This window comes from Streptomyces sp. A0642 (assembly GCF_004795105.1).
Lineage (GTDB): Bacteria > Actinomycetota > Actinomycetes > Streptomycetales > Streptomycetaceae > Streptomyces.
The window spans coordinates 204,980-218,888 of record NZ_SSBL01000007.1 but is presented as its reverse complement, the minus strand read 5'-3'; the positions used below and the strand labels follow the sequence as shown (position 1 = coordinate 218,888).

At 71.6% G+C, this 13,909-nt stretch carries 10 protein-coding genes; 8 read left to right on the top strand and 2 right to left on the bottom strand.

Translation table 11 applies throughout. The annotated features are described in order from the left end of the window. Positions 1-111 precede the first annotated feature (111 nt). Complete coding sequence (locus E6R60_RS16430) at positions 112-1,443, top strand: TerD family protein (RefSeq protein ID WP_136327295.1); 1,332 nt, start codon at positions 112-114, stop codon at positions 1,441-1,443. A 31-nt stretch (positions 1,444-1,474) separates the two neighbouring features. On the opposite strand, the gene E6R60_RS16425 is transcribed toward E6R60_RS16430, so the two are convergent. Beyond that, a complete protein-coding gene (locus E6R60_RS16425) occupies positions 1,475-2,647 on the bottom strand; it encodes a glycosyltransferase (RefSeq protein WP_136327294.1) in 1,173 nt (390 codons plus the stop codon). A gap of 58 nt (positions 2,648-2,705) precedes the next feature. Here E6R60_RS16425 and E6R60_RS16420 point away from each other — a divergent pair, with 58 nt between their 5' ends. From E6R60_RS16420 to E6R60_RS16405, 4 genes are all read left to right on the top strand, one after another. Further along, positions 2,706-3,491, top strand: coding sequence for an aspartate/glutamate racemase family protein (locus tag E6R60_RS16420; RefSeq protein ID WP_206309436.1), 786 nt, complete (start codon positions 2,706-2,708; stop codon positions 3,489-3,491). 69 nt (positions 3,492-3,560) lie between these two features. Beyond that, positions 3,561-4,124, top strand: coding sequence for a hypothetical protein (locus E6R60_RS16415; protein ID WP_136327293.1), 564 nt, complete (start codon positions 3,561-3,563; stop codon positions 4,122-4,124). An 808-nt stretch (positions 4,125-4,932) separates the two neighbouring features. Then, a complete protein-coding gene (gene lnt, locus E6R60_RS16410) occupies positions 4,933-6,528 on the top strand; it encodes an apolipoprotein N-acyltransferase (protein WP_136327292.1) in 1,596 nt (531 codons plus the stop codon). Positions 6,529-6,559: 31 nt separating this feature from the next. Next, positions 6,560-7,042 carry an NUDIX domain-containing protein gene (locus E6R60_RS16405; protein WP_136327291.1) on the top strand — a complete coding sequence of 161 codons (483 nt, stop codon included), beginning with the start codon at positions 6,560-6,562 and terminating at the stop codon, positions 7,040-7,042. Between the two features lie 285 nt (positions 7,043-7,327). Here the strand turns inward: E6R60_RS16405 and E6R60_RS16400 are convergent, their stop codons facing one another. Next, entirely contained in the window at positions 7,328-8,716 is a 1,389-nt protein-coding gene (locus tag E6R60_RS16400) for an MFS transporter (RefSeq protein ID WP_136327290.1), read from the bottom strand. A gap of 977 nt (positions 8,717-9,693) precedes the next feature. Here E6R60_RS16400 and E6R60_RS16395 point away from each other — a divergent pair. The 3 genes from E6R60_RS16395 to E6R60_RS16385 all read left to right on the top strand — a co-directional run bounded on the left by E6R60_RS16395 (position 9,694) and on the right by E6R60_RS16385 (position 13,896). Further along, positions 9,694-9,999, top strand: a complete 306-nt coding sequence (locus E6R60_RS16395) for an RICIN domain-containing protein (RefSeq protein ID WP_136327289.1) — start codon at positions 9,694-9,696, stop codon at positions 9,997-9,999. A 624-nt stretch (positions 10,000-10,623) separates the two neighbouring features. Next, on the top strand, positions 10,624-12,765 hold the full coding sequence (locus tag E6R60_RS16390) for an RICIN domain-containing protein (protein ID WP_136327351.1): 2,142 nt from the start codon (positions 10,624-10,626) through the stop codon (positions 12,763-12,765). Between the two features lie 102 nt (positions 12,766-12,867). Further along, complete coding sequence (locus E6R60_RS16385) at positions 12,868-13,896, top strand: LacI family DNA-binding transcriptional regulator (RefSeq protein ID WP_136327288.1); 1,029 nt, start codon at positions 12,868-12,870, stop codon at positions 13,894-13,896. The last annotated feature ends 13 nt before the right edge of the window (positions 13,897-13,909 follow it).

The window sequence follows — 13,909 nt, the reverse complement described above, 5'->3', positions numbered from 1 at the left end:
CCTTCCTCGTCCCTCACCACGCACGGGCGCGAGGCTGGAAAGGGGTCACTGTGAGCCGCCTGCGGCGACGGGCATTAGGTTGACGGGAAACTCTCGGCAGCCGTACTCGCGATGGGGGCGAGCATGACCATGCTAAAAGGAACCAACGTTCCGGTGGCCGCGCAGGCCGTGCGCGTCGAAATGGGGTGGCGCAACGCCCCCGGGACCCCGGACGTGGACGCCTCGGCGCTCCTTCTCCTGGGGACCGGAAAGGTGCGCAGCGACGCGGACTTCGTCTTCTACAACCAGCCGGTCCACGCGTCCGGAGCGGTGCGCCACGAGGGCAAGCGGGCCGCTGCGGGCGCGACCACCGACACGCTCGCCGTCGACCTGGCACGGGTGGAGCCCGCCATCGACCGCGTGGTGCTGGCCGCCTCCGTGGACAGCGGTTCGTTCGGCCGGGTGACCGGCCTCTACGTACGGATCACGGACGCGGCGAACGGCTCGGAACTGGCACGCTTCGACAGCGCCGACGCCACGGTCGAGACCGCCTTCATCCTCGGCGAACTCTACCGGCGCCAGGGCGCCTGGAAGTTCCGCGCGGTCGGCCAGGGTTACGGGACCGGGCTCGAAGGGCTCGCCACCGACTTCGGGATCTCCGTCGACGAACCCCAGCAGCCCGCACCGGCGCCTCAGCCCCACACGCCCCCGCCGCCCCGGCCGGCGACGCGGGTCGCGGCCACGCCGCCGCCCCCGTACCCCCAGCCGACGCTCGCCGCCCCGATGGCGCCGCCGGTCCCCCCGGCGCCCCCCGTCACCCAGCCCGTCCGCCTCACCAAGGTGACGCTCACGAAGGAGGCGCCCTCCGTCTCCCTCGCGAAACAGGGCGGCACTTCGGGAGCCATGCGCGTCAATCTCAACTGGGAGGTGCGCAAGCAGTTCAAGGGATGGGGCAGCAAACTCGGCAGGGCCGTCGCCCACCACGCGGATCTCGATCTCGATCTCTGCGCCCTCTACGAACTGACCGACGGCCGCAAGGGAGTCGTGCAGGCGCTCGGGAACGCCTTCGGCGCTCTCCACCAGCCGCCGTACATCCAGCTCGACGGAGACGACCGGACGGGCGCCAACGCCTCCGGGGAGAACCTGACGATCAACCTCGACCAGCAGACGAGGATCCGACGCGTCCTGATCTTCGTCACCATCTACGAAGGCGCCCGGAGTTTCGCGGATCTGCACGCGACCGTCACTCTCCAGCCGCAGCACGGCGCACCGATCGACTTCTCGCTCGACGAGTGCACCGTCCCCTCGACGGTCTGCGCCCTGGCGCTGATCACCAACACCGGCTCCGACCTCACCGTGCAGCGCGAGGCCCGGTATCTCGTGCCGCAGCGCGGAGTCAGCCCGCAGCGCACCATCGACCAGGCGTACGGCTGGGGCATGAACTGGACTCCCGGCCGCAAATGACTCCCGGCCGCCGGTCGAGCCCGCACGGCGGTCACTGATCCGGTGCGGCCTCGGGACGGGCGTACGTACGCCCCTTCCAGGCCGCACCGCGCCCGCGGTAGTGCTGCACGGCGGAATCGACCGTCATGAGCAGATACAGCAGCGCGGTGAACGGCAGCAGCGGAGCGAGCCACCACGACTGCCGGTAGTAGCCCAGCATCGGCAGGTACGTCCCGGCCATCACGGTCCAGGCCGCGCCCCCGGCCCAGGCGGCCGGGGCGTCACCGGCGATCAGGCCCGCGACGAGCGTCACGGGCGGCGCCAGATAGACCGCCGCGAGGCCGAGCACCGTGCCGAGCAGCACCAGCGGATGGTGCCGCAGTTGTGCGTACGCGCTCCGCGAGACCATCCGCCACAGATCGGCCAGGCGCGGATACGGCCGCACGCTGTCCACCCGGTCCGCGAGGCCCAGCCAGATCCGCCCGCCGCTGCGCTGCACCGCGCGCGCCAGCGACACGTCGTCGATCACCGCCTGCCGGATCGACTCCGGCACCCGCGCCCGCACGGCGGCATCGGTCCGCAGCAGGACGCAGCCGCCCGCCGCCGCGGCTGTCCGCGACCCCGCCCGGTTCACCCACCGGAACGGATAGAGCTGCGAGAAGAAGTAGACGAAGGCCGGCACCACCAGCCGCTCCCACACGCTCTCCACCCGCAGCCGCGCCATCTGCGAGACCAGATCGAATCCGCCCGAACAGGCCGCCGCCACCAGCTCCCGAAGACTGTCCGGCTCGTGCGCGATGTCGGCGTCCGTGAGCAGCAGGTACTCGGGCCCCCGGGACCGGGCCAGCGCGATGCCGTGCCGGACGGCCCAGAGCTTGCCCGTCCAGCCGGGCTGCGGCTCCCCGGGGGAGACCACGGTCACGGGCAGCCCCGCGCACCGAACGGACAGCTCACGGGCCAGGTCGCCGGTGCCGTCCTCGCTGCAGTCGTCGACCAGGAAGATCTCGGCGTGCCCCGGATAGTCCTGGGCCATCAGCGAAGGCAGGCTCACCGGAAGCATGTCGGCCTCGTCACGCGCCGGCACGACGATCGCGACCGAGGGCCAGTGCGCCGGTTCCGCGCGGCCCGGCAGCCGCTGGCCGGTCCACCAGAAGAACCCCTGCCCCAGCAACAGCCACACCCACGCGACAAGCGAAACCACGGCGATCCAGGCAACGGCACTCATTGGCCGAAGTCTGCCCCACTCAGCGAGGACCGCAAGGGCGGTCGACTATGGTGACCGGGTGAAGATCGCGCTCATGGACTCCGGAATCGGCCTGCTGGCCGCCGCCGCCGCAGTACGCCGGCTGAGGCCGGACGCCGATCTGGTCCTCTCCTCGGACCCGGCGAGCATGCCGTGGGGCCCCCGGACGCCGGAAGACGTCACCGCACGCGCCCTGGCCGTCGCCCGGGCCGCGGCGGACCACCGCCCCGACGCGCTGATCGTCGCCTGCAACACCGCCTCCGTGCAGGCCCTGGCCGCGCTCCGGGCCGAGCTGGAGCCCGCGCTGCCGGTCATCGGCACCGTCCCGGCGATCAAGCCGGCCGCCGCGGCCGGCGGGCCGGTCGCGATCTGGGCCACCCCGCTCACCACCGGCAGCCCGTACCAGCGCGGACTGATCCGCGACTTCGCCGGGTCCGCATCCGTCACCGAGGTGCCCTGCCCCGGCCTCGCCGACGCCGTGGAGTACGCGGACGAGGCCGGCATCGAGAAGGCCCTGGCCGCCGCCGCCGCGCTCACCCCGCCCGATGTGCGGGCCGTCGTGCTGGGCTGCACCCACTACGAACTGGTCGCCGAACGCATCCGTGCCGTCCTGCAGCGGCCCGGCCGCCCGCCCCTCGTCCTGCACGGCTCCGCCGGGGCCGTCGCCGCCCAGGCGCTGCGCCGGATCGGGGCCGAACCCGCTCCGTCGGCCGAACCCTCCGCAGGACTCGCCGTCCTCCTCGGCGGACGCCTGTCGGAGCTGCCGGAAGCCGCCCTGGCCTATCAGGAAGGGCGCGGGCTCGCCGCAGTCCGCTCCGCCCGCTGACCGCCCGACGGCCCGACGGGGGCCGTGGGACCCATTCCTTCGCGCGCATTCTTCAGTACGCTGCTTGGCATGGAGGACCACCCCCGCAAACCGACGCGAACCGGTGCCCCGACCCACACCGCCGTCTGGACCGGCCGGGCCACCAACCGGACCCAGTGGGTCCTCGCGGCCGCAGGCGCCGCCTGTCTGGCGCTCGGCATCCAGCTCGCCGTCAGCTCCACCTGGACTTCCGGCATCGCCCCGCTGCTGATGTCGGTGATCGGCTGCGTGGCGGCCGGGCTGCTCATGCTGTTCGGCACCCTCGCCTTCGTGAACGTGGCGGTCCGCGTCGACGGCGACGCCCTCGAAGTGCGCTGCGGCCACATGGGCCTGCCGCGCCGCCGGATCCTGCTCACCCATGTGGTGGGCGCGGAGTTCGCACCGCAGGTCACCCCCCGGCAGTGGGGCGGCTGGGGCTACCGGTGGCGCCCCGAGCAGGGCACGGCCGTGATCGTGCGCCGGGGCGAGGGCCTGGTGCTCAGGCTCGGCGACGGCAGGACGTTCACGGTCACGGTCGACGACGCGGAGGCGGGCGTCCGGTTCATCCGGGACCGCCTGCACCTGCCGTCCACCGGCGCCCCGGCCGGGGCCTGATCCTCACGCGACGCCGGGGGGGGGTCTCACCGCCTGGCCCGGCCGGGGCCCGACCCCAGTCCGGTTCATCCGGGACCGCCTGCACCTGCCGTCCCCCCGGCGCCCCGGCCGGGGGCTGACCCTCGCCCGACGCCGGGGGCGGGTCTCACCCCCGGCCCGCCGGCCCGAGCGGTGTCCACCGTGGGCGGCACGCCGGGCAGGCCGTGGCACCGGACGGGCGTCTCACCAGGGCTGTCAGGGCGACGACGGTCGCGGTGGCCACGGGCAGCAGAGTTCCACGGACGCGCCCGCGGGCGAAACCCGCAGCGACGCCGAGCGGAGCGATCAGCGCCCCCCGGGGACGGGTCTCGCGTCCGGCCGGGCTGATCAGTGACCAGATCGCCCAGGCTCCGAGGATCAGCGCATCGCCCGCGTCCGACGCGTTGCCGCTCTCGGAACCCCGCACGGGGGTACAGCCACCACGCTCGGCCCTCGGCCTGGGACCGGTCCCTCCGGCCCTCCGGTCTGTGACCGGCCCCGGCCTGTGACCGACCCCCGCTGCCTCTCACCGGCCCGCGGCCTGGGACCGGCCCTCCGGTCTGTGACCAGCTCCCGGCCTGTGACCGCCCCCTGCCCCTCACCGACCCGCCGCCTGGGACCGACCCTTCCGCGAGGGCCGGATACGCTCCGGCCGGTGGGGGACCGGCACACACGCTGACGGCCCCTGCCCCTCGATGTGCGGAAGTTCCGGAGAACGATTCGGCGGTGCGGATTCCACCACCAGGACAGGGCTCCCCGGCAATCGGCCCGCCACCGTAGACTCCGCCGGGTGAGCACCACCATCGCCCAGGTCGGCGACCCGCAGAAGCCTGACTCCGCCCCCCGAGCCGCACGTCTGCTGCCGCGCCTCGCACGGCCCGCCGCCGCCGTCGTCTCCGGGGTGATGCTGTACGCGAGCTTCCCGCCCCGGCCGTTGTGGTGGCTGGTTCTGCCGGGGTTCGCCCTCCTCGGCTGGGTGCTCTTCGAGCGCAGGCTCCGCGCGGCGTTCGGCCTCGGCCTGCTCGCCGGACTCGGCTTCATGCTGCCGCTGCTGCACTGGACCGGCGAAGAGGTCGGGCCGGTGCCGTGGCTGGCCCTGGCCGCGGCCGAGGCCCTTTTCATCGCCGTGGGCTGCCTCGGCATCTCCGCCGTGTCCCGGCTCGCCGGGTGGCCGCTCTGGGCGGCCGCGGTCTGGACGCTCGACGAAGCGGTCCGGGCCAGGGTGCCGTTCGGTGGCTTCCCCTGGGGGAAGATCGCCTTCGGGCAGGCGGACAGCCTCTTCCTGCCGCTCGCGGCTCTGGGCGGGACCCCGCTCCTCTCCTTCGCCGTGGTGCTGTGCGGCTTCGGACTCTTCGAAGCCGTCCGCCGCTTCCGCATCCGCCGCGCCACGGGCGCACTGCCCCGTGCGGCGGCCGCCTCGGCGGCCGCCGCCGTACTGGTCCCCGTCGTCGCGGCCCTCGCCGCCCTCCCCCTGGTCGACGACTCCGCCGAGGACGGCACCGCGACCGTCGCCGCCATCCAGGGCAACGTGCCGCGGCTCGGCCTCGACTTCAACTCCCAGCGCCGCGCGGTCCTGGACAACCACGCGAACCGTACGGAGCAGCTCGCCCGGGACGTGAAGGCGGGCAAGGTCCCCCAGCCCGACTTCGTCCTGTGGCCCGAGAACTCCTCCGACCTCGACCCCTACCGCAACGCCGACGCGAGGATCGTCATCGACGACGCGGTGAAGGCGATCGGTGTGCCGACCGTGGTCGGCGCGGTCGTGGAACCCGACACCGGCAAGCTGCGCAACACGCTCATCCAGTGGGACCCGGACAAGGGCCCCGTGGCCACGTACGACAAGCGGCACATCCAGCCGTTCGGCGAGTACATGCCGATGCGGTCCTTCGTACGCGTCTTCAGCTCGGACGTCGACCGGGTGCAGCGCGACTTCGGACCGGGCACGAAGGTCGGCGTCTTCGGTCTGGCGGGCACCGAGGTCGGCCTGGTGACCTGTTACGAGGCCGCGTTCGACGACGCCGTTCGCGACACGGTCGAGCACGGCGCCCAGATGATCGCCGTCCCCAGCAACAACGCCACCTTCGGCCGCAGCGAGATGACCTACCAGCAGCTCGCCATGTCCCGGGTGCGCGCGGTCGAGCACAGCCGGTCCGTGGTGGTCCCGGTCACCAGCGGGGTGAGCGCGGTGATCCGCCCGGACGGCACCATCGTCAGGAAGACGAAGATGTTCACGCCGGACGCCCTGGTGGAGCAGGTGCCGCTGCGCTCCTCGCTGACCCCGGCGACCCGGATGGGCCCGCTGCCCGAGGGACTGCTGTCCCTGCTCGCGGTGGCCGGCCTCGGCTGGGTGGCCCTGCGAGCGGTGCGCGCACGACGTACTCGCTGAGTCGCTCCGCGTGCCACATAGGGTTCGTGCCATGGCCATTCCTGATTTCATCCGCGAGATCCGCGCCACCGCGGGTCAACAGTTGCTCCTGCTGCCCGGCGTCACCGCCGTCGTCTTCGACGACGAGGGCAGAGTGCTGCTCGGGCGGCGGGCCGACACCGGCAAGTGGTCGGTGATCGGAGGCATCTCCGAGCCCGGGGAGCAGCCCGCGGCCACGGCGGAGCGCGAGGTGTACGAGGAGACGGCCGTGCACTGCGTGGCGGAGCGGGTGGTGCTCACCCAGGCCCTGCCGCCCGTGCAGTACGAGAACGGCGACCGCTGCCAGTACCTGGACGTCACCTTCCGCTGCCGGGCCACCGGCGGCTCGGCCCGGGTCAACGACGACGAGTCGCTGGAGGTGGGCTGGTTCCACGTCGACGCGCTGCCGCCGCTGCCGGAGTTCGCGCTCTTCCGGATCAAGCAGTCGATGACCGACGGCCCCACGTGGTTCGAGGCCACCGCCCCGCAGGCGTGAGGAACGGGCCGGGCGTCCGCGTACGGACACCCGGCCCGGACCTTCGCCCAGGGGCTGTGGGGAGTCGGCCCGGGGCCGTCGCCCAGGGCTGTGGGGAGTCGGCTCCCGCGGCGTCGCGGGGTGGGGCGCGCGCTCGCGGCGCCCCCGCGACGTCCCGGTGGCGCTCCCCTCATAGCCCGAGGCAGGGGAGGCGTCACCCGCCCAGGGCGCTCCGGCGCCCTGCGATCACACGCACCGTGCCCCGCTCCTCCCTCGGCGGGAAGCCCTTACCGGCCCCGGCGGCCGCTACGCACCGCTCCGGGCGGCATCCGCCGGCTGCTTTGCGGACGCGTCCTGCCCGGTGCTGGGATCCAGGTCCGCCAGGTCCCGGTGGCGGGTCTCCTTGGCGCAGACGACGGCCAGGACGGTGATGAGCGCCGCGGCGATCACGTACAGCGCGATCGGTGTCGAACTGTCGTAGTCGGCGAGCAGCGCGGTGGCGATGAGCGGGGCCGGGGCGCCGGCCGCGACGGACGAGAACTGGGCACCGATCGACGCGCCCGAGTACCGCATCCGGGTCGCGAACAGCTCCGAGAAGAACGCCGCCTGAGGCGCGTACATCGCGCCGTGGAAGAACAGTCCGACCGTGACGGCAAGGAGCAGGCTCCAGAAGCTCCGGCTGTCGATCAGCGCGAAGAAGGGGAACATCCACAGCCCCACCCCGACCGCGCCGACCAGGTAGACAGGCCTGCGCCCGACCCGGTCCGACAGCGCGCCCCACAGCGGGATGACGGCGAAGTGGATCGCCGACGCGATGAGGACGGCGTTGAGGGCCGTCTGCTTGCTCAGATCGGCGGCCGTCGTCGCGTAGACGAGAATGAACGCCGTGATGACGTAGTAGCTGATGTTCTCCGCCATCCTGGCGCCCATCGCGATCAGCACATCACGCCAGTGGTGCCGCAGCACGGCCACGACCGGCATCTTCTCCGTCGTCCCCGAGGCGGCTTTGCGCTCCTCGGCCTGGGCGAGTGCGGCCTTGAACAACGGCGATTCGTCGACAGACAGACGAATCCACAAACCGATGATCACCAGCACTCCGGAGAGCAGGAACGGGATGCGCCATCCCCAGGCCTCGAAGGCCGAGTCCGACAGGAGTGCGGTGAGCGCGGAGAGCACCCCGGTGGCGAGCAGTTGCCCGGCCGGCGCGCCGGTCTGCGGCCACGAGGCCCAGAACCCGCGGCGTCTGGCGTCCCCGTGCTCGGACACCAGCAGCACGGCTCCGCCCCACTCACCGCCGAGGGCGAAGCCCTGGACCAGCCGGAGCACGGTGAGCAGGACCGGAGCGGCGACCCCGACGGTGGCGTGCGTCGGCAGCAGCCCGATCGCGAACGTGGCCCCGCCCATCATCAGCAGGCTGAGCACCAACAGCTTCTTGCGTCCCAGCCGGTCGCCGTAGTGCCCGAAGACCAGCGCACCGATGGGTCGCGCGGCGAAGCCGACGGCGTAGGTGAGGAAGGAGAGGAGGGTTCCGACCAGCGGCTCGGAGTCGGGGAAGAACAGCTTGTTGAAGACGAGGGCGGCCGCTGATCCGTACAGGAAGAAGTCGTACCACTCGATGGTGGTGCCGATGAGGCTGGCGGCGACGATGCGGCGGAGGTTGGAGGCGGGTGGGGGAGCGGTTGCCGGTTCGGCCATGGGTACCACTTCCGGAGGTGGGCGGGGACGGGGTTGTGCGCCACACCGTAGGAAGGGGCAGGTGACAGGCGTATGTGGTGGGCCACCACAGTTCGTACGGGCGGTGTACGCCCGGCCTCCATGGCCTGGTGGGGTGTCCCTGCCGGAGGCGTTCGGAGGACCTCGTGCGGGGCCGTCCGGGTTGCACTGATCAGGCACGTTTTGGTGGCGCGGTGCTGACTCCCGTGCTGGTTTCGTGCTGACCGAAATCCCATGTCAGCGCCCCTTCTCACCTCTCCCGTGCTGACTTGGTGCTGACTACGCTGCGTTGAAATCCGGCATCTGCGACAGACCGGGTCGGGTCCTGCTTGCTGGGCCCGGCCGGCGCCGGAGGAGCGGGCAGCCGGCCGGGCTGAGGACCGAAGGGCTCAGGTGTCGCTGTCAGCCGCCGTTGTCAGCCCCTCTCGGGCTCCTTGTGCCATGTCGTCGTCGTGTCGGTGCCGACCGCAGTTGTGGTTCCGTCGGGCCATTCGATCTTCGCTCTGGTCCCGGTGGGCACCGTCGTGCGTACCTCGATGCCGGAGTCGGACGACCGTTGGAGCACGGGTACACCATGCATAGGCGCAGGCGGAGCCGCGCCGCGCCAGGCGGAAGAGACCGCAGTCCGGGGGACCGTCGAAGCGGAGGGGAAGAGGAACTGCGGCCTGTTCGGCAGCCGCAAGCAGCGAAGCGTGAGCCGACGGCCGGAGGACGTCCTGTGCGCTGCCGGGCAGGAGCGGAAAGAGGGGCAGCGAGAGGTCGGCCAGTACCGGCCGCAACCACCGCTCCGTGCGCACCTCGTTGCAGGGAGTCCCATGCGAGGGAAAGGGGCACGTGAGAGAGCTGGCTGTACGGAGCACAAGCTTTCCCGGATAGAGCGCTGTACGACGGACAGGAACCCCGGAGAAATGTGAGGCGGAGGCCGCCTGGGGCGGGCTTGGCCGGCTCATCGACGAAAGATGCGTACGCGGGGGTGTTCCGCCCCAGAACGTCCAGTCGAGGAGCGACCAGAGGTCCTCCCCGCCGACGCTGGGGTGTTCCGCCGCGCAGAGGCCGAGCGCGAGATGCGGCCGGGTCCTCCCCGCCGACGCGGGGGTGTTCCGCCGCCCTCGAGCGGGCCCTCGCACCGCTACAAGCTCGTCAACCGCCGCTCCGGCAAGGTACTCGGTGCCGACTCCGCCTCCACTGCGGATGGCGCGCAGGTGGTCCAGTGGAAGGACACCGGGGCCCCGGACCAGCAGTGGTCGCTGGTACCTGTGTCGTAGACGGCCCGACGCATAGGGCCCGTCAGTGCGACGGGTCCCGCAGGGCTGCGCCTGACCGTGCAACGGGCCGCCCGCGGAGTGCGTCGAACCCGCGGAGGGAGGGACGGACGGTGCTGCTCTGGGGCTCAGGCGGTGGGGGTGGCCGCCCTTTGCCGCATTGAGTACGGATGCGGTGGGGAGTGGGGGCAACGCATCGGACGGACCTTCTGGGGCCGCGGAATCGCTGCCCCCGAAAGGGTTTCGCACGGCCATCTTCACGCGGCATTTCCCCAGGGAGCGGCTCTTCGCGCTCCCTGAGTCCGAGTTCTTGGTGGGCGGTCTATTGGTGGGCGTTCGCCGTCGTTCAGTGTCAACTCCCCGGCGCACCAGAGGTCCGAAAGGCTTTCGTGAGGCTACCGGTGACATGGGGATGTCCCGTCCCGATACTTGCCACCAACCAGCGCACGTCTCGGAGGCGCATGGCCTCTTGCGCGCGCCGTGGTGACACCCCTCCAGCCCGCAAGGCGATACCCGCGTGCATCCAGACCGCCAGGACGACAGGCGTCGGCACGCGCATGCTAGAAGGAGCCGCAGTTGATATCTGACTCGATAAGGAAGACGTTCGCCGGGGCGGCCGCCGCAGGAATGGGAGTGGCGCTCACTCTCGTCTTGGCACCGAGCGCGGGGGCGTACCAGCCGGGCCCTTCCGACCTGTACGTCGCGCAGAGCCCGACGTGCAACAAGCGCCCATGCGTGCTCTACCCCAAGTCGGCACAGCTGCCGAGCGGCCGGATCGTGGCGGCGTTCGAGAACAGCCAGGGCGATCCGGTCGGGCAGACGCTCCCGCTGTACAAGAGCGACGACCACGGCACAACCTGGCAGAAGCTCACCGACGTGCGGGCGCCGGCCGCCCTGTCCGGAGACCCTCGGTACGCGAAGTACACGAGCAACTGGACCAACCCCTACCTCTACGTGCTCCCTCACGACGTGGGCCATCTGAAGGCCGGCACCCTGCTCCTTGCGAGCGTCGTGTCGGGCGACGATTCCTATTACAAGGAGCGCAAGGCCGCTGACCCCGGCTGGCAGCCCACCGGCGACGGCGACCGCAAGGACGTGTCGATCGCCCTGTATGCCAGCACGGACGACGGCGCTTCCTGGAGCTTCGAGAACATCATCGCGGCTGGCGGGTGGCAGGGCGGCGGCGGCTCGAACCGCTCGGCAGCCAACACGAACAAACAGCAGGACCCTGTCTGGGAGCCTCACCTGTACGTGCGTGGCGGCAAGCTGATCGCCTACTACTCCGACGAGAACGAGTTCACCGGCTTCGACGCCACCACCGGTGTGCCCGCTCTCGATCCGGACAATGACACCGCGCCGGACCCCGGTCTGCAGATCCTGGCGCACCGGACCTGGGACGGCACGGCCTCCTCCTGGAGCGCTCCGGTGGTGGACGTACCCGGGGGAACCGTGTGGTCCGGCACCAGGAATCTGATCGGCGGCGGACGTCCCGGTATGACCACCGTCGTGCCGACCACGGACGGCAAGTGGCTCATGACGTACGAGTACTGGGGCGGAGGGTCGAACGTCCGCTACCGGTTGGGGGACGACCCGCTGCGGTTCCGCGCCGCCCAGGACGACGCTGTTGGCGCCCTGCCTGTTCCGTCCGGGGGCGGTGGGCTCGCGGCGGGCGGAAGCCCCGTGCTCTCGGCGTTGCCCGACGGCCGCATCGTCTACAACGCGAACGGCAGCGGGAACGTCTGGGTGAACGAGTCCGGCAGAAGCAGCGGCACCTGGAAGGAGTACCAGACGCCGGTTCCCGCCGGATACAGCCGAGGCCTCCAGTACGTCGAGGGCACCGGCCGGGTGCTGATCCTCCAGGCGTCGTGGGCGGGCGGCAGTATCGGTCCCGTGCGGTACGGGGAGGTAGACCTCGGGCACTCGGACGGCGCCTACTACACGCTCGTCAATCGCCGCACCGGGCAGGCACTGACTCCCCGGGGCGGCAGGACACAGGACGCCAACCTAACCGGGAACGTTCCCGACCTGGTCACTGGCCCGGTGTCACCTGCCGACGACACCCAGCGGTGGCACCTCACGGACACGGGCGGCAGGGTGAGGCTGCTGAACAAGGCGGGCGGCCGTGCGGCCGGCATCTGGGGCGGCACCGCGACGGCGGGGGCCAAGCTCGCCCAGTGGGTCGACGACGGCGCCGGCGACAAGCAGTGGGCACTGGTTGCCTCCAGCGACGGCTACTACAAGCTCCGAGCCTTTGGGGACAGCAGTCTGTACATGACCGGCGCGGCCGCGGATGCGGCCGTCGATGTGCGGACGGCCATCGATGGCTCAACGGACCCGTCTGCGGACGACTCTCAGGAATGGCGCCTGGTGCGGGAGGCCCTGCCCACCGATGCACCCTTCACGCTCAAGGGCGGCCTCTCGGGCCGATGCCTGGACGTGCCGGGCGGTGCGACGGGCGTGCAGGTGCAGATCTGGGACTGCAACGGCAACGCGAACCAGACCATCACGCAGACCGGCGCGGGAGAACTCCGCGTCGCGGGCCGGTGCCTCGCCTCGGCCGGTGACGGCACTACGGCGGGGACCGAGCTCATCCTTTGGCCGTGCAACGGCAGCTCCAGCCAGAAGTGGTGGTTCAGGCTGGACGGTTCGGTGATCAACCGCTCCAATGGCCTGGCGATCGACGTCAGCGGTTCGCGGACCGGCAACGGATCGCCGGTCCAGCTCTGGACGGCGCTCGGCAACGCCACTCAGGCGTGGAGCCGGGTGTAGCCGTCTCGCAGCGGGCGCCGCAGGCTTGTCTGCCGGCGCCCGCTGCTGTTGTGTGAGCTGACGTGCAACGCCCGGCGCAGAGCCGGTGAGGAAAGCGGGACAGTGACTGTTCAGGACAGCGGGCGGCTCCAGGCGCAGTACGGGCTGCTGACAAGCATCGCGCGGGAGGCGGGGGTATCACTGAGCACCGTGTCCAAGGTGGTGCACCGGCGTCGTGACGTGGGGACGCGGACCCGGGCCCGGGTCGAAGAGTTGCTGGCCCGGCACGGGTACGTCCGCTCCTGGGAGCGTGATCCGCAGGTGCCCCGGCAGATCATCGCGGTGTTCCGCGACCTGTCCGGTCCTTACACCCTGGAGGTGGTCCGCGGGATCGTCGACGCGGCCGGGGAGTTCGGTGTGCACGTGGTGACTGGTACCACCGGCCGCCGGTCCATCGGGCAGTGGCTGAAGGAGTGCGGGGTGGTGGGCGCTGCCGGGCTGATCGTCGTCATCTCGATGTTGTCGGAGGATGACCAGCGGCGGATCGTCGAGGAGCGGCTGCCCGTCGTGCTGGTGGATCCGCTGAGTGCTCCGTCGGCGGAGATCCCGAGCATCGGGGTCACCAACTGGAGCGGTGCCAGGGAGGCGGTACAGCACCTCATCGGCCTCGGACACAGGCGCATCGGCATGGTGGCGGGGCGTTCGCACTCGCTGGCCGGGGCCGCCCGCCTGCACGGATACCGGGCGGCACTGGAGGAGGCCGGAATCGATTACGACCCGGCCCTGGTGCGTTCGACGGACTTCGACTATGCCGAATCGCTGGCGGCCACGTCGCAGATTCTGGCGGCGGAGGTTCCGCCTACGGCCGTGTTCGCGGCCAGCGACACCCAGGCGCTGGGGGTACTGGAGGCGGCCCGGCAGCGGGGGCGGCGGGTTCCGGACGACCTGGCGGTGATGTCGTTCGACGACACGCTGGTGGCGGCCATGGCAAGCCCGCCGCTGAGCGCGGTCCGTCAGCCGTTCGAGGAACTGGGGCGGGAGGCCACACGAGTACTGCTCCAATTGGCGGACGGGCGTCCGCCCGCATCGCCGCGCATCGAGCTGGCGACGGAGCTCGTTCTCAGGACGTCGACCGCCGCGCGAAAGGCATGAGGGCGGCCGGCCC